General features: G+C 68.6%; 15 protein-coding genes and 1 pseudogene. 12 read left to right on the top strand and 4 right to left on the bottom strand.

What is annotated here, in order from left to right; all coding sequences use genetic code 11:
• Window positions 1-304: 304 nt before the first annotated feature.
• Entirely contained in the window at window positions 305-1,567 is a 1,263-nt protein-coding gene (locus AB0O53_RS01210; protein ID WP_365192565.1) for a S8 family peptidase, read from the bottom strand.
• A gap of 410 nt (window positions 1,568-1,977) precedes the next feature.
• Between AB0O53_RS01210 and AB0O53_RS01215 the strand changes: the two genes are divergently transcribed.
• The 4 genes from AB0O53_RS01215 (at window position 1,978) to AB0O53_RS01230 (ending at window position 5,141) form a co-directional block, all read left to right on the top strand.
• On the top strand, window positions 1,978-3,006 hold the full coding sequence (locus AB0O53_RS01215) for a helix-turn-helix transcriptional regulator (protein WP_365192567.1): 1,029 nt from the start codon (window positions 1,978-1,980) through the stop codon (window positions 3,004-3,006).
• 298 nt (window positions 3,007-3,304) lie between these two features.
• Window positions 3,305-3,481, top strand: a complete 177-nt coding sequence (locus AB0O53_RS01220; RefSeq protein ID WP_365192569.1) for a hypothetical protein — start codon at window positions 3,305-3,307, stop codon at window positions 3,479-3,481.
• Between the two features lie 146 nt (window positions 3,482-3,627).
• A complete protein-coding gene (locus AB0O53_RS01225; RefSeq protein WP_350988664.1) occupies window positions 3,628-4,863 on the top strand; it encodes a serine hydrolase domain-containing protein in 1,236 nt (411 codons plus the stop codon).
• A gap of 56 nt (window positions 4,864-4,919) precedes the next feature.
• On the top strand, window positions 4,920-5,141 hold the full coding sequence (locus AB0O53_RS01230) for a pirin (protein ID WP_350989695.1): 222 nt from the start codon (window positions 4,920-4,922) through the stop codon (window positions 5,139-5,141).
• A gap of 419 nt (window positions 5,142-5,560) precedes the next feature.
• Here the strand turns inward: AB0O53_RS01230 and AB0O53_RS01235 are convergent, their stop codons facing one another.
• Window positions 5,561-5,806 carry a hypothetical protein gene (locus AB0O53_RS01235; protein ID WP_350988666.1) on the bottom strand — a complete coding sequence of 82 codons (246 nt, stop codon included), beginning with the start codon at window positions 5,804-5,806 and terminating at the stop codon, window positions 5,561-5,563.
• Between the two features lie 696 nt (window positions 5,807-6,502).
• On the opposite strand from AB0O53_RS01235, the gene AB0O53_RS01240 reads away from it, so the two are divergent.
• From AB0O53_RS01240 to AB0O53_RS01270, 7 genes are all read left to right on the top strand, one after another.
• Window positions 6,503-8,230 carry a hypothetical protein gene (locus AB0O53_RS01240; protein WP_350988668.1) on the top strand — a complete coding sequence of 576 codons (1,728 nt, stop codon included), beginning with the start codon at window positions 6,503-6,505 and terminating at the stop codon, window positions 8,228-8,230.
• 107 nt (window positions 8,231-8,337) lie between these two features.
• Window positions 8,338-14,478, top strand: coding sequence for a hypothetical protein (locus AB0O53_RS01245; RefSeq protein WP_365192571.1), 6,141 nt, complete (start codon window positions 8,338-8,340; stop codon window positions 14,476-14,478).
• A 111-nt stretch (window positions 14,479-14,589) separates the two neighbouring features.
• Window positions 14,590-14,931: a hypothetical protein gene (locus AB0O53_RS01250; RefSeq protein ID WP_350988672.1), complete on the top strand. Its 342-nt coding sequence runs from the start codon at window positions 14,590-14,592 to the stop codon at window positions 14,929-14,931.
• A 134-nt stretch (window positions 14,932-15,065) separates the two neighbouring features.
• Window positions 15,066-15,407, top strand: coding sequence for a hypothetical protein (locus AB0O53_RS01255; RefSeq protein WP_350988674.1), 342 nt, complete (start codon window positions 15,066-15,068; stop codon window positions 15,405-15,407).
• 600 nt (window positions 15,408-16,007) lie between these two features.
• Window positions 16,008-16,151: a hypothetical protein gene (locus tag AB0O53_RS01260; protein WP_350988676.1), complete on the top strand. Its 144-nt coding sequence runs from the start codon at window positions 16,008-16,010 to the stop codon at window positions 16,149-16,151.
• A gap of 263 nt (window positions 16,152-16,414) precedes the next feature.
• On the top strand, window positions 16,415-16,768 hold the full coding sequence (locus AB0O53_RS01265; protein ID WP_350988678.1) for an effector-associated constant component EACC1: 354 nt from the start codon (window positions 16,415-16,417) through the stop codon (window positions 16,766-16,768).
• Window positions 16,765-18,489, top strand: coding sequence for a caspase, EACC1-associated type (locus tag AB0O53_RS01270; protein ID WP_365192575.1), 1,725 nt, complete (start codon window positions 16,765-16,767; stop codon window positions 18,487-18,489). Before AB0O53_RS01265 ends, AB0O53_RS01270 begins: the two co-directional genes overlap by 4 nt.
• 8 nt (window positions 18,490-18,497) lie before the next feature.
• On the opposite strand, the gene AB0O53_RS01275 is transcribed toward AB0O53_RS01270, so the two are convergent.
• Both AB0O53_RS01275 and AB0O53_RS01280 read right to left on the bottom strand, forming a co-directional pair.
• Window positions 18,498-18,821 (bottom strand): hypothetical protein, encoded by a 324-nt coding sequence (locus AB0O53_RS01275; protein ID WP_365193140.1) that lies wholly within the window; start codon window positions 18,819-18,821, stop codon window positions 18,498-18,500.
• A 46-nt stretch (window positions 18,822-18,867) separates the two neighbouring features.
• Window positions 18,868-19,642: pseudogene (locus AB0O53_RS01280) on the bottom strand (IS5 family transposase); the annotation flags it as partial.
• Window positions 19,643-19,930: 288 nt separating this feature from the next.
• On the opposite strand from AB0O53_RS01280, the gene kilB reads away from it, so the two are divergent.
• On the top strand, window positions 19,931-20,374 hold the full coding sequence (kilB, locus tag AB0O53_RS38375) for a plasmid transfer protein KilB (RefSeq protein WP_494517986.1): 444 nt from the start codon (window positions 19,931-19,933) through the stop codon (window positions 20,372-20,374).
• Window positions 20,375-20,699 lie beyond the last annotated feature (325 nt).

Here is a 20,699-nt window from a genome sequence, read left to right on the forward strand (position 1 = left end):
GGCGGACCGGCCGGGAGGTGGGTGACAGGGATCGTGCGGACGGGTGGTGGTCCCGCTGTCCGCAGTCGGTTCTACCTTCAGGTGGTGGACGGCGGTGGCTCGTGGTTGCCACTGGCGCAGGTGGGCGAGGCTGCCGAGACTGCTCTGGGGGGCCTGCCGGTCCGGGCCCCGTGCGCGGCGGCCGCGGCTGGTGCTGCGGCGGCCGGGCGGGGCGGAGGACGATGCACGTGCGGGGCAGGAGCCTGGTGGGTGGGTGGGTGGGTGGGGCTTGGGCGCGGAGCGGAGGGCCCGGGATGTAGGGCTTCTAGAGGCCGCCGGTGAAGAGCAGCCGGTTGGGGGTGCCCTTGCCCGCGCTGCGCACCCTGCCCGTGGTAGCGGCGCCGACCAGTGCGCTGTGGACTTCGGCCGGCGTGGCAGTGGGGTGCGCCGACAGGTACAGGGCAGCGGCGCCCGTGACGTGAGGGGCGGCCATCGAGGTGCCGGACAGCCTACGGTCGGCGGTGTCGCTCTGGTGGCCGGCGGAGGTGATCGAGGTGCCGGGGGCGAACAGGTCCGTGCAGGGGCCGAAGTTGGAGTCCGAGCGGCGGACGTCGTCGGCCGTGGAGTTGTTGACGACCAGGGCGGCTCCGATGCGGGCGGGTGAGTTGTCGCAGGCATCGGTGTTGCCGTTGCCGGAGGAGACCACCCAGGTGACGCCTGATGCTATGGACCTCTTGATGGCCTGGTCCTCGGCGGAGTTTCCGCCGCCGTTGATGCTCATGTTCACCACGGCGGGCTTGACGGCGTGGGCGGTGATCCAGTCGGCCGCGGCGATGATCGCCGAGGTGGCGGCCCGGTCGCGGCAGTCGGTGACGCGGACGGCCACCAGCTTGACGCCCTTGGCCACGCCGAAGTCCTTGCCACCGACGGTGCCGGCGACGTGGGTGCCGTGGCCGGTGCAGTCGGCCCCGTTGCGGCCGTCGCCGACCTCGTCCACGCCGATCGAGGCGCGTCCCTGGAACTGGGCGTGGGTGGTGCGCAGACCGCTGTCGACGAGGTAGACGGTGACGTCGGCGGCGGGCCGGGCAGCCGTGTATGTGCGGTCCAGCGGGAGGTCGCGCTGGTCTACGCGGTCCAGGCCCCACGGCGGGTCGCTCTGGCCCGTCGCCGACACGGCGTGCAGACCGTCCTGCTGGACGTAGGAGACGGCGGGGTCGGCGGCCACGCGGGCTGCCTGGGCCTCGGTCATGTCGGCGGCGTAGCCGCGCAGGGCCGTGCTGAAGACGGTGCGGACGGTGCCACCGTGGGCGCGTGCGGTGCGCTCGGCCGCAGAGGCGGCGGCCTGATGGTCGCTGTCGGGGGCCGGCCCGCCGGAAACCGTGGCGGGGGCGGGGTCGGGGGTGGCGGGTGCCTCCTTGAAGACCACGAGGTAGCGGCCGGGTATGGGATCGGCGGCGCTGCGCACACGGCCGTGGGCGGGGCCCGCCTCGGCGGGATCGACGGTGATGGTGACGGCGATGACGGCCGTCGCCATGGCCACGGCGATGCTGAACGACCGGTAGGACGGGCGGGGATGGCGGAGCGGCAAAGGGGCCTCCGGGGGAAGCGGATCGGCCCCGGTGGTCCCGGGGCACCACCGGTGTACTCCCCCTCGCCCCGGTGTGGTGGCCGGTGGTGGCCGGTGGCGCCGATGGGCATGCGGGTGTGACCGGGGACGCCGGCGCTGTCGTGGGGGCGCGGGGAGCGAGACGGGGCCGCTCTGCGGAACCGGTGTGCCGCGCGGAGGGCAAGCGGTGAGGATGGCGCATGGATGACCGGCGACGGGGGCGCGGACCCCACGTCGTCAGGCCGGGCGACCAGGAGAATTCTTTGCTCCGCTTAGCCCAACGTGCAACGATGTCAGGCCAGTTCGCACGTACGGCCATGGCTGGGCCGCCTCGATGGGCGGCGCCGCCTTCTGGCGGAACGTGGTCGTGCCGTTCTCACGGGGGTGGTCCGATGCCCGAAGAAGACGTACGCGCGCACTTGTGCCGTCTCGGCCTGAGCCGGCTGCAGGCAGACATCTACGTGACCCTGCTCGGTACCGGGTCCTGCACCACGGAACGCTTGGCGGCGAGGATCGGCAGCCACCGCCGTGGCCACAGGAACGGCATGCCGTTCGAGAAGCACGTGCTGGACCGGCACCTGGCGCATCTGCGCAGGCTGGGCCTGATCACCGTCACGGGCGGCGACTCGGAATCGGACGCGGGCGAACACGTGCCGGTCGAGCCGACGATCGCCCTGGAGAGCCTGTCCCACACCCGGACGGCCGAGGTCCACCAAGCGCACCTCGCGGCACAGCAGGCGTACCGGCGGTATCGGCGATCGATGGCCCCGCAGGGAACGGACGACCTCATCGAGGTCGTCAGAGGGCCGCATGTCGCCGAACGGATCTGGAACTTCGAGAAGGCCGTGGAATCCGAGGTCCTGCGCTTCGACTCCCCGCCGTACCACACGCACGCCACCGCGAACCCGGTCGAGATCGAGAAGCTGGGCTGTGGTGTGGAGTACCGGGTGGTCTACTCCAGATCTGCCGTGCAGAACACGAACTACTACAGCATCAACATCCAGCCGTGCATCGCGGCGGGGGAACAGGCCCGGGTCCTGCCGACGGTTCCGGTGAAACTCACCATCTACGACCAGCGCCTGGCCATCGTGTCGATGTCGTTCGTCGAGTCCGAGGTCAAGGACTACCTGCTGGTGGTCCATCCCTCCAGCCTGCTGTCCGCGCTCGCAGGACTGTTCGAGACCTCGTGGCGGGCGGCGCTGCCGATGCACCTGAACGACCGCGCGCCTTGCGGCCTGCAGCCGGTCCACCGGCGCATCCTGGAACTGCTGGCCACGGGGGTCACCGACGACACCATCGCCGAGCTCCTCGGCATCAGCCGCCGGACGCTGTCCCGGCACGTGGAGGCGATCAACGCCCGTGCAGGATCGGTGACGCGCTTCCAGATGGCTCTTCACGCGGCGCGCAACGGCTGGATCTGACAGGGCTGCAACGAGCTCCGGCCGTCGCGGTACGGGGCAGCCGACGTTCCGTGAAGCCCCGCGGACGGTCTCCTGAGAGGATGCCGGCACCCTGCGGGCGTACTCCCGGTTTCACCCGGAGCGGTGAAGTGCGGTCAGCGCTGGAGGGCGTACAAGGCGCGCGTCAAGGAGCTTCCCGAGCACCAGCGCGCGGCGGTCGAGGCGATCGAGCGGTACCTGATGCACTTCGTGCCGACCGACGGCGAGAGCAACGCGTCGATGTTTCGAAGACCTAGCCGACCTGTTCGAGCAGGCGGCGGTGAGTGGTACACCGATCCGCGAGATCGTCGGTGAGGGCCCGGTTGAGTTCGCCGAGGCGTTCGTCCAGAACTACACCGACGGCGGTTACGTGCCCGCCCGCACGCGCAAGCAGCTGACGGACGACATCGAGCGTGCCGCCGCCAACGAGACCGGAAAGCAAGACAAGACGCTCTGACCGCGCCTCGGCACATCGCCCCAGGGGCCCGGGCATCGGCCTCACCGCCTCACCGCATCACGCGGCCACTGGGTCATGCCCGGTGGCCGCCCCGCGCCGCATGCCCGCGGCGCCGTCGCAACCGACCACTGCGTGCAAGGAGATCCATGACGGGAAACAGCAGCAAGGCCTTATCCGCAGCAGGACTGCGCCGACTGCGCGAGGTACTGGAAGCGCACGTCGAGTCCAAGGAGATCCCCGGACTCGTCGCCCTGATCGGCCGGGGCGACGAGACCCATGTCGAGGCGATCGGGACGATGCGCCATGACGGTGGCCCTCCGATGCGCCGCGACACCATCTTCCGGATGGCCTCGACGACCAGGCCGGTCGCGGTCGCCGCGACCATGGTCCTCCTGGACGAGTGCCGGCTGCGGCTCGACGACCCGATAGACCACTGGCTGCCTGAACTGGCCGACCGGCGAGTGCTCAAACGCCCCGACGGCCTCTTGGACGACACCGTCCCGGCACGCCTCCCGATCACCGTACGGGACCTGCTCACCTCCACCTGCGGGCTCGGGCTGGACATGACCGCGATGGGCTCCCCGATGATGAGCGCGTACTTCGAGCGGAAGGTCTACGGCGAGAACGGATGGATGCTGCCGGCGGTGGAGCCGGACGAGTGGATCCGGCGCCTGGGCGCGCTCCCGCTGACGTACCAGCCGGGGGAGCGGTGGCTGTACAACGTCAGCGACGACGTGCTCGGCGTGCTGGTGGCCAGGGTTACCGGCCAGTCGTTCGAGGCGTTCCTGCGCGAGCGCATCTTCGACCCGCTGGGCATGACGGACACCGGCTTCCACATGCCCGCCGACAAGCTCGACCGGCCGCCGCCCCTGTACGCCCCCGACCCGCAGACCGGCCAGTTCACCGTGGAGGACCCTGCCGAGGGTGGACACCACAGCAGGCCCCCGGCGTTCCAGTCCGGCGGCGGGCTCGACTCGACCGTCGACGACTACCACGCCTACTTCCGGATGCTACTCAACCACGGGATGCACGGCACCGAGCGGATCCTGTTCCGACCCGCCGTCGAGATGATGACCACCAACCGCCTCACCCCCGAGCAGCAGGCCGCCCTCCAGGCCTGGGCCCGAAGTGTCGTCCACCTGTCTCATGGTCAGGGACAGACCGGCGGCTGGAGCTTCGGGATGACGGTGCGCACATACCGGGGCGACTGCGCGCCCATCGGCCAGTTCGGCTGGGACAGCGGAGCCGGCACCACCACCTACGCCGACCCCCGCAACCAGCTCGTCGGCATCCTGCTCACCCAGACCGGGATGTCCAACCCGGACTCGGCGCGTGCCATGCAGGACTTCTGGACCACCTTCTACCAGGCGATCGACGACTGACGCTCGAAGCGAATCGCTCAGGTCGCGCGGCCGGCGAGGCGCCCCGATGCTGACTTTTGCTGACTTCGACGGACCCGTACGCCTCTGAACTGCGGAAACGTCGAGCAATCCAAGGGTTCTGGAACTGGATCGGCCGGTCCCACGAGGAGATCGCCCAGTTCCGCGAGGACTGGACGAACGGCACCCGCTACGGCGAGGTCAAGGGCTACGACGGCCCCCCGATCCCTGCACCGCAGCTCCCGTCGGGGCCGCTGAAGGCGCGCGGACGAGTGTGCTGACCTGCGCTCTTGTGAAACAGGTGGCCGGGAGAAGGCCTCCCGGGCGTTCGCACCGTGCTGCACGGCCTTCGGACGGGTTGCTCCCGGCCCCGTGGCGCTGTCGCCGCGGGCAGGCCCGGCTGCCGTCACACGTCGCCGGCACCGCCCCGGTCGGCAGCATCCACCAGGCCAGCCTCGGCCTGGTCCCATGCCCGCTCGCTACGCCGACGTTGCGTACATGGCCAGCTGACGGCACCACCGCCATTGCCCTCCCCTGACCGACGACGTCATCCGTTGCGCCGGTGCGGACCCTCCGGGCGCCGCACCGGCGGCGGTTGCCACGATCGAGTGTCCCTCGCAGTCGGCGGGCCGGCGTGCGCCGTCCGCTGTGTCGGAGACCGCGACGAGGTACCAGCTCGTGTTGTTGGGTAGGACGCCCGTCAGCCGCCGTCGGCGAAGCACCGCGCGGAGCGCGCCGTCGTCCGCCATCGTCCCGAGCGCGAGAACCAGAGCGGCCACACGGGGACAGCGCCCTCGGTCAGGAGCGCACCGACGTCGCCGGCGCCGAGCACTGCTGTGAGGGCCAGCAGGTGCGGCGGGGTGATCCGCAGGACCAACTCCCGGCGCACGGCCGGGTGCGACAAGCGCGCGGCCCTGCCCAGGATCCGGCCACCGTCTCCGGGCACGGCCATAGGCAGGTGTACGCCCGTCAGCGTTCGCAAAGTGAGGAAAGTGCCACAGGAAATCATGCCTCCGCGTAGGCTGCGGGAATTGCCGCAGGTGGATCGGGTCGTGCGCAGTGCGGTGGAGGTGTCATGGGTGGGGACCCTTACGTGTCGGCAACGGTCAGCGACAGCGGGCGGACGAGCTTGCTCGATCCGTACGGTGACGAGCCTCTGCTGACCACCTCCATGGCGCAGGGCCGCGCAGCTGTACCAGACCGTGAGCTGCAGCGGCTGGTGCGATACCTCGAAGCCGTGGTCGCAAGCCGCCGTGCACCAGTGCACACCGCGGTCGCCTTCAATGCCGTGTACTTCGGGTACGACCTCAACGGCGACGGCTACGGTGGCAGTCCGCTGCGCCTGGATGACTTCCCGGTCATTACCCTCGGGGAGCGCGCTCCCGTACTTCCGGTCGGTGCCATGGTGTGCGTGGCCACAGGATCGGATCCGCTCTACGCGGAGATCGTCTACCGCGAGGGCGCACACCCAGAGATCGGGCCGCTCGGGGATGTCCCGGCCTGGGTGTCGGGGGCACCCGCCGGCGCAGAGGGCCCGGGAAGGCCGGCGAGCGGCCCCACTCTTCGCCGCCGGGAGCGCATTGTCCCGGATCTCGATGCCTTCGGCCCAGCCCTGCGTCTCTCGCAAGCCCAGCTCCACCGCTTGCGCACGCGCCGGCGCTGGCTCAGCGGGGAAGGGCACGTCGTCGTCGACGTCAGCTATCCGTCCCCGGAGGCCGCCCGGCGGGATGACTTGACCGCCTACGCGGACTACCTCCTGACCACGGGGCGCGAGCAGCTGCTCAGCCCCTTCGTACCCGTGTCCCTCGCCGAACTCGTGGGCGGCGCGGGCGAGGAGCTGCTGCGGGCGGGGCTGCTCGACTTGCTGGACACGGTGCAGACCGCTCTGCTGTCCAGCGACTTGCTGCGCACATGGGGCCACTACGCCGTGCCCCGGACCTCTCTTGCGGAGTGCTGGGGCGATGCCGGCCCGCTCGGCGGCAACGACCTCAAGTCCCTCGCGGCCGCCGTGGAACACGCGGCCACGCCGGCGAAGCGGCGCCACGGTCTCACTGCGCCCGTCAACGTGTACACGGCGGTCGGACCGCGGCTGCGCCAGGTGCCCGGTGCTGCGGAACTGCTGAAGGGAGTGGGGTACGCCACGGCGGTGTGCAGGGCGAACCTGACGCTCGCCGATGTCGTTCGGCGGGACAGCGAGCAGGGCCTCTTCGAGAGCGGCTGCCTGGTTACGCTTGACGACGCCTTCGAGAGCGGGGGTGTCTGGAGGTCGCACTACCCTGGCGGTACCGAGCCGTCGGGCGACCCGCTGATCCCGTCAGGGCGCGGCTGGGCGTCTACGGCTCCCGCTCCGCCAGAGCAGGAGGCGGAGTCGGAAGCGGACGCCGATCCGGTCGATCAACCCCTCACCGACGCCGACCTCGGCGCCTGCGAACTCCTGCGGAACGATGCCGATGGGGTCGTGTGGCGATCGCCCCTGCGGCTTGCCCACCTGATGGACGGCTGGTTCCCCCTGCACCCTCATGTCCAGCGCGAACTCCGCCGGTCGCACGGCCCGCGGGTCAGGACACGTCTCGAACTCGACCACTCCGGCCGGACCGCGAACGCACACGAGGCGGGACAAGACGTCACCGCTGAACTCGGTGACGTATCGAGCCGGCTGACGGGCATCGCCTGGCCCCTCGACTTCTTCCCCGGCCTGTTCCTCGAACTGTGCTGGCCCCGCGGCGGAAGGGTGATCCGCGCGACCACGACGCCGCTCAAGGAGACTCTGGAGGTCGACGATCGTGTGATCGGTCACCGCTACGACCCCCGTGTCCTCACCAGAGAGGACCCCCCGGGCAGCGACCGCCACGGCGACAGCGCGGTCGGCCTCGGCCCGCGCCAGCTGGTGCTGCGCGCCGTGCGCCGGTGCGGGCTGCTGACCCTGGACGGCCATGCCCTGCTGGACCGCTCTGTGCTGCCGAGCGCAGCCTACGGGCGCCCGCCGGCACGGCCGCAGGCACTCGCGCTGGAGGCGGCGCTCGCCGAGCTCCTGTCGGAGCGCCGCCTGGAGTCCGCCCTCGGTAGCCGGGACGCCTGGGGCCAGCCGCACTACCCGGCCCGCGAGGGGCAGCCCGCCATCCCGCTCGTCGCCTACCGCCCGCTCCGGCACCGGGAGAAACGCCCTTGGGGCGACACGGAACCGGACGGCGCCGGGCAGCTCCCCCTCCAGCTCGTCGCTGGCCACCTGCGACGCCTGCGTCCGGGCTGCTCACCCAGCGCGGCGCAGCGGGCAGCCTTCCGCGACCACTGCCGCAGGCTCGGCAAGGCGGACGGCTGGGAACTGCCCTACGGCTACACCTTCGTCACCGAGCACACACGCGGCCGCTGAGTCGCGCATCCGTGCCCTCACCCATCCCGCCCCTCTCCTTCGGCTCGGAGCCCGCGTGAGCCGATCCCGCACCCGCACCACCAGCCGCAGAAATGGAGCAGGCGTATATGCACGACCGCTACCACGTCATAACGGGGCCGCCGCTGTCCCCGCCCACCGTCTCAGCCGAGGCCCTGCAGGGACTGGCCTCCGCGCTCAACGCCCTTGAAGATCCGGTCGGGGCCGCCGTGAACGAACTCACGGCCGACATGGTGGAACTGGCCTTCAACTCCCTTCCGCCGACACACCGGCAGAAACTGCTAGGCAACCTGGGCATCCGCATAGCGGCCCCACGGCGCGCGGGCAGGGCGCTGTGCCAAGACGTCCTCTCCCGGCTGCGTCGCGACGCCCGGCAGCACAAATGCCGCTGCGGCATCAGCGACCTCACGACCACGGTGATGAACCAGATCGGCGAGGCCGTCTTCGCACAGGACGACAACGGCGAGACCGTCTCCGATCCCGTCTCGCGATGGGGCGCAACGCTGATTCGAACCACGGTATTCGCCTGGTGCAACGCATCCGTCTTCCATGCACACGTCCTCGCCTGGACGGCCGACCGGGACTGGTTCACGGAGCTGGCCGACGAGGACCAGGCGGTACGCCTGGCCGCTGTGGCCGACGCGGCGCGGTCCGCCCGCGCGGCGTACCCGGACCTGGAGTTCCTCCGGAAGGGCCTTGAGCAGTCGTCCGCAGGTGACTCCGAAAGCGCTGTGTTGGCCGTGCCGGAGTCCGGCGTCCCCAGCGAGCTGCCCGCGGCCACAGGCGACGAAGCCTGGGACGAGGCCGGCGGCACGGAGGGGCTGGACCCGGAGGCGGCCTGCCGAGAGGTGCAGTCGGCCCTCGCGGCAGCCCGGCAGGCTGCGGAGAACGCGACCAGTGCGGTGGCGGACGGGTGCCCTCCGCACGAGGACGACCTGACCGCGCTGGGCACGCTCGGCGCCGCCTTCGACAGCGCCGACGCGGTGTTCCGGGCAGCGGGGATCACCAGGGTCCCCCGTCGTCTGGAGGACATGACGCGGGCCGCACGCGAGCACCGGACGACACGCGAGCGCGACCGCGAAGCACGGAAGGCTCTGCGGGAGTTGCACGGCGTGGCATCCCTGCCGGACAGCTCCCCCGCCGCCCTCGCCGCCCAGACCGTGCGTGCCGAGACCGCCCGTCTGCTCGACGCAGCGACATGGGAGCAGCCGCAACGGCAGGAAGCCGCCGCCCTCACCGACCTGGGACGCCTGCTCCGCAAGGGGCGACAAGCGTATGAGGCGGCGGAGATCCTGGCCTTGCAAGACCGCGTGGTACAGGTTCTGCCCGGCTGTGCCATGGCGGTGCTCGTCGCCGACCACCTTGTCCTGGCCCGACCGGAGGCAGCCGCAAAGCCGCCGGAGACCAAGGGACAGCCGACGGCGGACACCACCGAAGGCGCCGCCGGGGCGGCCGACGAGCCCCCCGTTGCCGACACGACGGCCGACCCAGTCCAGCTGCTCGCCGAGCAGACGGACGAGCGCCCGGTCAAGGCGCCGGTAGACCGCGCCTCCGAAGGACGCCGGCCCCGCGCCGACCACGCACCCCAAGCGCCCGTCGCGAAGCCGGAGGCTGACCCGGCCACCACCGACGACACGCCGACTGCGCAGGCCGCCGCCCATGAGCCGACGGCACTCGCCGCGGCCCCGGAGGCAACGACCCTGCCTGCCGCACCCGCGCTGTACGACGGGGAGGCCCTGCCGGTCGAGCCGGCCCGGCAGGCCCCCGCCGCAACCGGCACGGGCACCGCCACCGCCAACGCCACCGAGGTGGACGCCGACGCCGCGGCCACGGACCGCGTTCTGACGCACCTGGTCGTGGAACGACGTTTCGGACTGGCCCACCAAGTGGCGTTCGCTGCCGGCCACCCCGAGCCGCAGGTCGTGGCGCTCCGCCTTGCCGGCGCGGCCGGGCTGCTGACGCCCGGTGACAGCCAGGGCGCCCGGCTGACCGCCGATCTGCTCCAGCAGTACGGCGGGCACGCCGGCCGGGACGCGGAAGGCAGCGAACTCATCCTCCTGCCCGCCCTACTGCGCACGGCGCTGATCACCGGGGACCACATGGCAGGCGCCCAGCTGAAGGCCCTGGCGCCCCGGCTGCCGGAAAGGCTTGGGGAGGCAGCGACCGCCGTCGCCGACCGCGCACTCAGCGGGGCCCTTCTAACAGCCTCGCCGCTTGCGGTCAGCGCCGACATCTCCGGGGCGGAGGCCCGGCTGCGGGAGCTGCTCGAGCAGTGCCGTATCCACCTTCTGCCGCCGCGGCTCCGCTTCGCCAGGGCGACGGATATCGCCAAGCAGTGGCTGGCGGACGACGGGCTTCTCGGATCCATGTTGCGTACGGTCGCCGCCGACGACCGCGACGGAGCGGCCCGGGTCCGCGAGCAGGCCGAGCGTCTGTCGAAGCTGCCAGACATCAACAACGAGATCGACCGCATGGACCGCAAACACCGCTCGCCCAGCGGCAAGCCCCTCCAGGGTTCCGGACGGAAGGACCTGGTGCACCTCGTAGAGCGGGTCGCCGCACTGGCGAAGGAGTGGTGCCTGGTGGTCGACACCATCCGTCGAGGTGACCGCTCCGACAGCAACAGGGCGGTCAAGGAAATCTCCTCCCTGCGGCGATCCCTGCTGGACGGCCGGGAGGCGGCACTGGGCGAACTGCTGCAACTGGCCCAAAGCTCCGGTGCCGTCAACGGCGCGACCGCCTGGGCGGCCCACGCGTCGATGGATGAGCTGTTCAACCTGCTGGCCGGCAAGACAGCGGCCCCACTTGCCGAAAACCCGGTGGACCCGGAACTCGTATTGGATGTGGAACTGCTCAAAGTATGCGACCGCGTTGACGAACGCCCGCCGCTCGCCCGGCTGCTCACGGCGGTCGAACGGAGCTGGCAGGACGCCCTTGCCGAGCGGCTGGCCCTCGACGCGTTCGCCGCGGCGAGGACGCTCGTCGAACTGGCGGGACGGGGGCTGCTGCCTGGGCCGCAGCCCGGGGCGCTCACGCTAACCGCGGTGGCCGAGATCGATGCCCGGGCGGCCTCCCGACGCGCGGAGCTGCGTGAAAAGCACCGGGACCTCGTGGCTGAACTACACCGCGCCCAGGCCGACGGCGCCGTCACCGATGACCAGGACCTGAGCCTGCAGGAGCTCCTCGCCGACGCCGTCCGGCGGCTCGACGACTCCGACACGTACGACCTCGTGGACGTACGGCGCGCCCTCGACACCGTACGGGACGCCCTGCCCGAGTTCCGGAAGCAGGCCGCCGACCGGATCCGCGCCCGCCTCGACGCCCTGGACCCCGGCGAGGAGCTGCGCGCACAGGTCCTCAGGCACCTGGACACCGGGGGCCTGGCCACGGCAGCGGACCTCGTCTACTTCCTGGAGATCGGCGAGGAAGTCCCGGAGATCGATGCCGGCGAGTCCCACCTGACCGACTTCTTCCCGACCGTGCCCGACGGTCTACCCAAGGGCATCGACCAGGCTCTCGTCGACCTCGTCCGGTCCGGCGGTACGCACCCGGAGATTCCCGTCCTGGACTACAGCGCCCTCTCCACCGACGAGGCGGCGTTGGCGGCAGATGCCCTTCAGGAGTGGCGGGCACTGGGCGCCACCGAGCCGAAGGACCGGCTGGAGGTATCCGCCCGGAGGCAGCTGCTCCCTGCCCTGAAGCTCCTCGGCTACGACGCCAAGAGCGCCAAGCCGCTGGACGAGAGGTCTCACCGCCGACGTGAGTACCGCCTGTTCGAAGCGACGGAGGTGGAGATCAACGGCAGGGCTAAGGCGCCCGCGTTCGGCTCGCAGATTCGCGAACAGGGGGGCACCCTTCGCGTGCTGCTGGTCTGGGGCCGCCCTCCCGCCAAGGTCGTCATGAGCCTTGCCGAAAGCGACACAAGCGGTACGAGCCTCCTCGTCGCCTACTTCGGCACGCTGAGCCGCGGGGCGCGCATCGAACTCGCCGCCGGCTCCAGCCAGCTGCAGCCGATGCTGGTCGTGGACGACGCCGCCCTGGCCTACCTCGCGGCGCGCGGCAACCGCCAGGTCAGCACCGCCACGCAGACCCTGCTGCCGTTCTCCGGCGTCAACCCCTACATCAGGGAGAAGCGCGGCCGGATCGGCGGCGAGATGTTCTACGGCCGCGACGCCGAACGCAAGAGCGTTCTGGACCCGCTTGGCACGCAGGTCATCTTTGGCGGCCGCGGGCTCGGGAAGTCCGCCCTCCTCAGCGATGCGGGGGAGCGGTTCGAAGGGCAGCGCCCCGGCTACCAGCTGGCGGTGTACGTGAACCTGGACCAGGAGAACATCGGCAAGGGCAGCTCCCTGGGGCTTGAAGCGCTGTGGAGTGTCCTTGACCGGGAGCTCAGGAAGGCCGAGGTCCTGGTCGGGCAGCAGGGCCGCAAGTCCGTCAAGGACATGTCCGAACGGGTGCGCGCAGGCATCGGCGTCTGGCTCGACGGGGACTCCCGCCGCCGTCTGCTGATTCTGCTCGACGAGTGCGACCAGTTCTTCGAAGCCGACGCTCCCCGCTTCGACCAGACCAAGAAGCTCAAAGGCCTAGGAACCGACACCAAGGACCGCGCCAAGGTCGTTTTCGCCGGTCTGCACTCCGTGCAGCGCTTCACAAAGCTCGCCAGCAACGGGCCGTTCAGTCATCTCGCCCAGACGCCGAAGGTGATCGGCCCGCTCGCGCCCCAGTCCGCCGCCGAACTGCTGGTTGATCCGATGCGTGCGCTGGGCTTCGAGTTCCAGGACATGGACCTGGTCAACCGCGTGCTCGGCTACTGCTCCTACCAGCCGTTCCTGCTCCAGATGTTCGGCCACCGGCTGGTGGAGCTCATGCACCGCAAGCGGATGCGACGCGGGACCGAAGGACCCCCGTACGCGGTGGAGATCGCCGACATCGAGGGCGTGGAGTCAGACACTGGGCTGCGGGACAGCATTTCGGCTGCTTTCAAGGACACCCTCAGCCTCGACCACCGCTACGACGTGATCGCCAACGTTCTGGCCTACCACGCACGTCACCGAGGCCTGGAGGTCCGGCTGAGCGACGCCGAGCTGCGCGAGGAGTGCGAGACGTTCTGGCGCAGGGGCTTCGAGCAACTCGACACCGAGGGCTTCCGCGCCTACCTATCCGAGATGGTGGGCCTCGGCGTTCTCGCACCCAACCACGACGGCCAGGGCTGGCACCTGCGCGGCCCGAACGCACTGCGCATGATCGGCACCTCCCACGAGGTGGACGCCCGTCTGCTCAGGGCCGAGCAGGATTGCGAGCTCCAGGAGAGCATCGTTCAAGAGGGTCGCCCCGAGCTGCCCGACGGCCGACCGGCGCCGCTCACCATCACCCAGCTCGACGACCTCCTGGGAGAGCGGTCGAATCAGACGAGAATCGTGCTCGGCACCGCCGCGACCGGAGTCGGGGACGTGGGCGACACCCTTCGGGCGATCGCGGGACGCATCGCAGACTGGACCCTGCCGGCCATCGGCAAGCCCAGCGTCTACAAGCAGGAGCTAACTGGCGGCCGCCCCCGGGAGCGGCGGGTCGTCATCAGCGACTTCGCCCGCTACCCGGACGCCCGCCCCGAAGCACCCCGGCAGGCCGTCGACCAGGCCGAGACGATGCTGCCCACCACACCCGGCGTGACACGCGCCGTGGTTGTTGTGACCGACCCCAGCCAGCTCGGACTGTGGCGCCCCCTGCTGACGGGCACCGAACCCACATCGGCCGCTCCCGTCGTGTTGCGCCGGCACGACCGCGGCAGCCTGCGAGGCTGGGCCCAGCGCGTGGAGAAGTTCCACACGGAGGACCGCTTGGACCGACTCCACGAGCTCACGGGAGGCTGGCCGGTCCTGGTCGACAGGGCGCACCGCCTCCACGGCGAACTCAGCGACCCGGACGCGGCCCTGCATCGCCTGGCCGGCCTGCGTCGGGACCGGGTCGCCGCCCGGTCCTTCGTCGAAGCGACGGGGGTGTACGCGGGCCCTTTGCTCGCGACCGGCTACCGGGCTCTCGACGAGGAGTTCAAAGAGACCCTGTTCGACCTGGAGAGCGCGGTGGCCGCCATAGCGCTCCGGATCGAGGACGAGGACGAGGCCCGCTGGGTCGTCACCTGCCTCGACGCCCTCCAAGTCCTTGACCGGCAGGAGAACCACCTGCTGCGCCTGGAGCCCCTGCTTCGGGAGTGCGTGGCGCTGCTCGACTGACACCGATGCCCGCCCGACCTCGCCCCGGCCCCCGGTGGGGGCGAGGTTCGGTCTCGCGGCTGGTGCGCTCGCCGTCGAGAGGCTGTCCGTCCGGGATGAGATCGTTCCCGCATGGCCGACACAGACGAAGCAGAAGCCGACATCGAGCACGCCGTCATCGCTCACTATCGACTGGCTGATGATGGCCTTGGCGAGCCAGACCAACGAGAGGTTGTCCGCCAGTCCCAGTCCCTCCTGACCGAGGCGATCGAGCAAGCCGACGTCGGCGAGTTCGACGGAGACGAGTATGGTGGCGGCGAGGTCGTCCTCTACGCCTACGGACCGGACGCCGACGCACTCTTCGCCGTCATGGCACCCATCCTGAACGACCTGCCGTTCCGCCCGGCACACGTCGTTTTGCGCTACGGCTCCGTCGATGCCCCATTGGCTGCCGAGCTTCGCCTCGACCTCTGACGAGACGAATCACGAGCCCCGGCCAGACGGGCACCCGGGGAATTGCGTGAACTTACCCTGGGGAACGTGGGGAGCGAGAGCCGGCGTGACGTGGTTGCTCTTCGGGTGTCAGAGCTGTGGGGGATGATCGGGCCATGCTGCAAGCGAGAGACGAGCACGGTCGTCAGGTGAGGAATCCGGGGCCCACGGCCTTGAGCCGGATGGTGGCGAACCTCGGCCGGGGCAACGCCTTCTTGATCGTCGAGCGAGTCGACGATGCGGCCGCCGCTGATTGGTATGTGCAGGTGTGGCTGAGGGATGACAACACCTATCAACTGGAGTTCCGCGACGGGACGGCGGCAGAGCACTACCAGACCCGGACGATCTCCCAGGAAAAGGTGATCGTCGCCCTGAGCGGCTGGGCCAAGGGGCGCCCGGATTGGAAGGACGCTTTCATGTGGAACAACATCGGCGCCTGGTTCGAGAACGCCGGCTGACCCTGTCGCCGCCTGAGGGCGACAACATCAGTGACGTGCGGTTGCTCAACTGCGACGCATGGGGATGACGTCGGGACTTGCTGCTGGGATGGTGGGACGCGCGGCTTCGGGGGTGGCGAGAAGCGCCACGATGGTGACGGGCTGATCGCAGTGCGGGCAGTTGCGGATAGCTGTGGGTGTCAGGGGTGTGGGTGCCGGTGACTGCCGCGTGACCACGTCGGTCTCCGCTGTGTTGACGGCTTCATCGCGTTCACGGCGTCGTCGCCTGGCTGCTTCGGCCTTGCAGCGGGGGTGCAGTAGGTGTGGCGGGTTGCCTGGGGATTGACCTGGAACCGGGTCCAGCAGATGGGGCACGCCCGGAGTTCAACCAGCACGTCCGGTCACCCCTGTGCGGAGGTTGTCGGAGTGGGACTGGGGCGAGCGGAGACGGTAAGACGGTCCGTCGATGCCGACGGCGGCTCGGCGAAGCCGCCTGCCCAATCTGCAATACCGACATTGGTCGTGAGGATCGTGCTCGCCTCCAGATACCGCTGGTTGATCACCTTGAAGAGGCCCGAAACGCCGTCGCCCGGGAGCGGGCGCGCACCGTATGAGTTCCCGGTGGTGCTGCTCTTCGCCGCCGCCAACCGCGACTCCGCCCGCTTCCCCGACCCCAACGGGCTGCTCCTGGACCGCCGCGGCAACCGGCACCTCGGCTACGGCTGGGGCACCCACTCCTTCTTTCACGTATGTGTGGGCAGATAGCGGCTCCTGCCGATACGGCGCTGCTGGTCTCGATCAGCTGTTGGGCCAGCAGTCCGACCCGGTGAGGAGACGGCGGTACCCACTGGCTCCCACTCGGACGGTACGTCATGGGAGCGGCGGATCTTCCTGTGGAACCACGCACCTATGAACACCGAGGCCTCTGTGAACGGGCGGCCTTCGCCCTCAATCCATGTAAGCGACCTTCGACCGCGGAGTGTCTTGCGTATCCTTCAGGCACAAGACGCATTACAGGGGGGCAGCTGATGACGGTGTACCAGTTGACGGTGGAGGGGCCTGAGTCCGCAGGCCAGGCGAGCCTGCACCGGCTGGCCGACTGGCTTCGAGGGGACGAAGTCGTCGGGGACCAGGCCGAGGTCGAGCTGAGCCGGTCCCCACTGCGCAAGGGTGACATGGGAGTGGCTTTCGAGGCGGTCCAGATTGTCGTTGACAGCGGATTCCAGATGGCGAGCCTGATCGTGGCGGTCGCTGCATGGCGTCGCACACAGCCGGCGGAAGCCAAGGTCGTCATCGAGGGAAGCCGGGTACGCGTTACTCTCGACACCGATGATCCGGACAAGATCCGGCAGATTGCGCAGGCTCTCGAAGACCCGTCGTGACGGCTGCAGGCCTGACCAACCTGCCGGATCCACTCCGGTCACGTGTTGTCCTCATCGGATTCTCCCAGTACAGCGCTGCCGACCACCTACCAGCTGTCGCCAATAACCTCGACGGCCTGCGAGACTTCTTCACATCGCCTAACGGTTGGAATCTTCCCGCAGAACACTGCAAAGTTATCGAAGCGGCCCAGACCGCTTCGGAAATCATTGCGCCGCTGCGAGAGGCTGCGTCAGCAGCACGCGACACTCTCTTGATATATTATGCTGGTCACGGGATTCTTGACGAAGACTCGGAATTCTCCCTGTCGTTGTCGAATTCAAGGTTGGATGAGCCGTGGACTGGCGTGTCGTATTCATGGTTCAAGAAATTCACCGGACGGGCTCGCGCCAAAAGTAAGATCACGATAATCGACAGCTGCTTCAGCGGCAAGGCGCACGTTGCCATGGGTGGGACGTCCGAGTCTGTCAAAGCTCAGGCAGCGGCGGCAGGTGCGGTTGTCATCACCTCGGCCAGAGATGACCGTGTTGCTCTTGCGCCTGAAGGCGAGTTATACACCGCATTCACCGGCGAGCTTCTAGAGGTGCTCCGGGGTGGGGTCGAAGGCGGGCCATCGGTTCTCACGATTGACCAGGTCTACGAGAGCGTCAGAGACGCCCTCGCCGCGAAGGGCCGACCCCGACCGGACCGTACCGGCAATGACACCTCCGGCCGGATGGGCCTAGCGATCAACCCGGCATACACCCCTGATCTCGTGCCGCCAACAGCCCCTCTGGCGCCGCGGGAGTACCTCAGGCAACTCGTCGCGCGCCTTCAGCAGTCTGGATCCGTGGCCGAGAGCCTCAGGCTGTTTAGCATGGCCCGGAATACCGCCAAGACGTTTGGCCTCGCAGAATTCGGGGGGAAGTTTCAACCGGCGGTTGGTGGCTCGACTGTGATGGGAAGTCGGCGCTATATAAATGTGATCAAGTTGTCCAGTGGGGGGATGGGGTCGATCTTCCTTGCCGAGGACTCGAAATTAGGCCGGCCTGTTGTTCTGAAAAGTGTCCACTCAATCGAAGGGGATCGAGAAATCGACGGCCATCTTTTTGTGGAGGCGCGGGCCGGGGCCTCCCTGAATCATCCGTCCATTGGGGCTGTCTACGACTTCATTGACGACATGACGGGGCGTTTCATCGTCATGGAATATGTGCAGGGGTGGAATGTTGCGGAAGTGATTTCTACGACACACCTCACCGTTTTTGAGTCTATAGCTGTAATGCTGGATGTCCTTGACGGGCTTGACTGTTCCCATAGCGCTGGAATTATCCACTGTGATATCAAGCCCGGCAACCTCGTCTTATCGAAAAGCGGGCGAGTGAAGATTCTGGACTTCGGTGTCTCCAGCTTCAATTCTGAGATCCATAAGAATCAAAGCGTGGTCGGAACTCCCACCTACATGCCGCCTGATGCATTCCGTGAGGGCCATCGGCTGGAGGTGCCGCGAGACATCTACGGTGCAGGCGCCGTCCTGTATGAAATGATCACTAGGCAGCCACCCCACCCTGCAGACCGAACCTTGCACCAGATCGCGACCCTCCCGCCGGCCGTCAAGACCCGCGATCTCGTTCCCGACGTGCCGCTCGCCGTCGAAATCGTGCTGGAGACGGCTCTCGCGCCGCACCCTGATGCCCGGTATCAAAGTGCGGCACAGATGCGGGACGCACTCGCCGCCGCGCTTTAGAGGTCATCTCATTTGGTGCTGGATAGGTCTCTTGACGTGAGCACAGCAAGCTGGTGTAGCTGTTGGCAGTACTGTGTTCCCACAGGGTCGTTGAACTCGGGGATGACTCGGTCCAGGTCCTCGATGCGGCTCTGCAGGAGGATGCTGTTCTTCGAGTCGAGAGGGCCGCTGTTGTCGATCCAGCGAAGAACGCAGCCAGCGATGTCCAACTTGATAAGCCATACGTCTGTTCCCCCGAAGGTGAGACGTCGCAGGCTGTCGGGGAACGGTCTTTGGTGGAATTCCCGCCAGAGACGGTCTGTGGTTTGCACCTGCTCGGTCGATTCGCTCACTTGAGCCATTCTGCCGTAGCTCTTGAGTCGGTTTGGTGTTCGTCTCCAAGCGGCGGTACCAGATGAGGGCTGCAGCGATGCCTGCGAACGCCAGGAAGTGTTCGGCCTTGCGTTCATAGCGTCTGTGTAAGCGATGGCGGCCCGAAAGCCACGACATCGTTCGCTCTACGACCCATCGGTGCCGGCCGAGCCGGTTCGACGGCTTGATTCCTTTGCGAGCGATGCGGTGACGGATTTCGCGACTGCGCGGGGCGGCGGCGACGGGGTCCGCGGCGAGACCTGATCGGCGGGATACCCCGGATCAGAGGCTGGAGGGCCTGGCCATCGTGGAGGTTCGCCCCGGAGATTCCGACGGACAGGGGCAGACCTGTCCGCTCGGTGATCAAGTGGATCTTTGATCCGAACTTGCCCCTGTCGACAGGACTTGGACCCGCGAGGTGCCCCTTTCAGGGCCCGCATGTTGACGGAGTCGATCGCGCAGCGGGACCAGTTCAGCTCGCCCCGAGCGCCGAGTTCGTCGAGGACCAGGCGGTGAAGCTTGGCCCACACCCGGGCCACCCGGGCCTTCGTCCACTCGGAGAACCGCCGGTGGGCTGTCGCCCCCGACGGCCTGAACGACGCCGTGGGCAGCTGCTGCCAAGTACAAGCCCGACGTACCGACGAACAGAATCGCCGCCAGCACCTCCCGGTCACCATGCCGAGGTTGGCCACCGCCTTGAGGCCGGGATGGAGCCTCTGGCAGCACCTGCTGGAACAGGCTCCCACAACTCATCCGGCACCAGCCGCTCAACAATCCCCACCACGACCGGCGGCCTACCCAATCCGCCAAAGGAGATCAGCTCTAAGCGGGCGGAGGGGTGTTCGGGACGGTCGGCCAGAGGATGGTGCCTGTCGGGGTGCGGGCCGCCGACCCAATCGACATGTGTGGCGTGCCTCGGCGGGGCCGCCGCGGAAGTGCTTTGGGCGCGGCCGGTAAGGGTCGTGGCGCGAGGTCTGACGCTCGTCGACGGCCCGGGCGTGTTCGGCGGGGGTGAGGCCCTCTACCGGCCCATTCGTGTGGATGGTGGACTGGGGGTATGCAGGCCGTATGGGTAGCACTCATTGCTGTTATGGGTACTTTGGCAGGTTCTGTTGCGACTGGTGTGATACAGCGTTTCCACGCTGAACGGGCGTTGGTGAGGGACAGAGAGCATCAAAGGCAGCAGAGGCAGCTGGATGTCGTCTGCAGCTTTGTGGAGTCGATTGCTGAACTACGGCGGCGGCAGATCTGGAGGTGGAGCACCAGGCGCGACCGAGGGCGTGACAGTGATGAGTACCGTGAGTCGAAAGATGCCTGCTTCCAGGCTCGTACGGTCAGTAGGGCGTGTCTGCTTCGGTTACAGCTTGCTGGCCTTCCTGACGGCTTGGTGCAGCAGGGGAAGGCTGTGTTCGATGTGAGTATCACTATCGAGGAAGCTGGCGATGTGGACGAGTTGAACCGGACTGCTGAAGTGGCCCGAGAGGCACTGGAAGCGTTTGTTGGTGAGGCGGGACGATTCTGTTCCCATTTCTGATGGGGTGCCATGACTCGCTGCTGCGCTGCCCGCCACCTTCGCGGCCTTCGACCTCCTTGCACACCCCGACCCGGGCATCGGCGACGTCCGGGGGCGTCCGTACGTGGAGCTCGCAGCCTCATGCTGGAACTCTTCGAACACATTGGTCCGCCCATCCAGGCAGTGCCCGCGACGGACGACCCTGAGATCGCCATGACCTGGTACCAGGTACTTCAGGATCAAGGAATCGAGGGGATCGTCGCCAAGAGGGGGAGGTCCACATACCGCGGCGGCCAGCGGCTGTGGGAGAAGGTCCGGCACTCTGAGACCGTCGATGCCGATGCCG

It is taken from the genome of Streptomyces erythrochromogenes (assembly GCF_040684695.1).
GTDB lineage: Bacteria > Actinomycetota > Actinomycetes > Streptomycetales > Streptomycetaceae > Streptomyces > Streptomyces erythrochromogenes_C.

Coding starts and splice junctions, on each gene's coding strand:
- AB0O53_RS01225 (WP_350988664.1), top strand. CDS start 3,628: ATGACGGGAAACAGCAGCAAGGCCTTATCCGCAGCAGGACTGCGCCGA.
- kilB (WP_494517986.1), top strand. CDS start 19,931: ATGGGTACTTTGGCAGGTTCTGTTGCGACTGGTGTGATACAGCGTTTC.
- AB0O53_RS01255 (WP_350988674.1), top strand. CDS start 15,066: ATGCTGCAAGCGAGAGACGAGCACGGTCGTCAGGTGAGGAATCCGGGG.
- AB0O53_RS01215 (WP_365192567.1), top strand. CDS start 1,978: ATGCCCGAAGAAGACGTACGCGCGCACTTGTGCCGTCTCGGCCTGAGC.
- AB0O53_RS01250 (WP_350988672.1), top strand. CDS start 14,590: ATGGCCGACACAGACGAAGCAGAAGCCGACATCGAGCACGCCGTCATC.
- AB0O53_RS01245 (WP_365192571.1), top strand. CDS start 8,338: ATGCACGACCGCTACCACGTCATAACGGGGCCGCCGCTGTCCCCGCCC.
- AB0O53_RS01265 (WP_350988678.1), top strand. CDS start 16,415: ATGACGGTGTACCAGTTGACGGTGGAGGGGCCTGAGTCCGCAGGCCAG.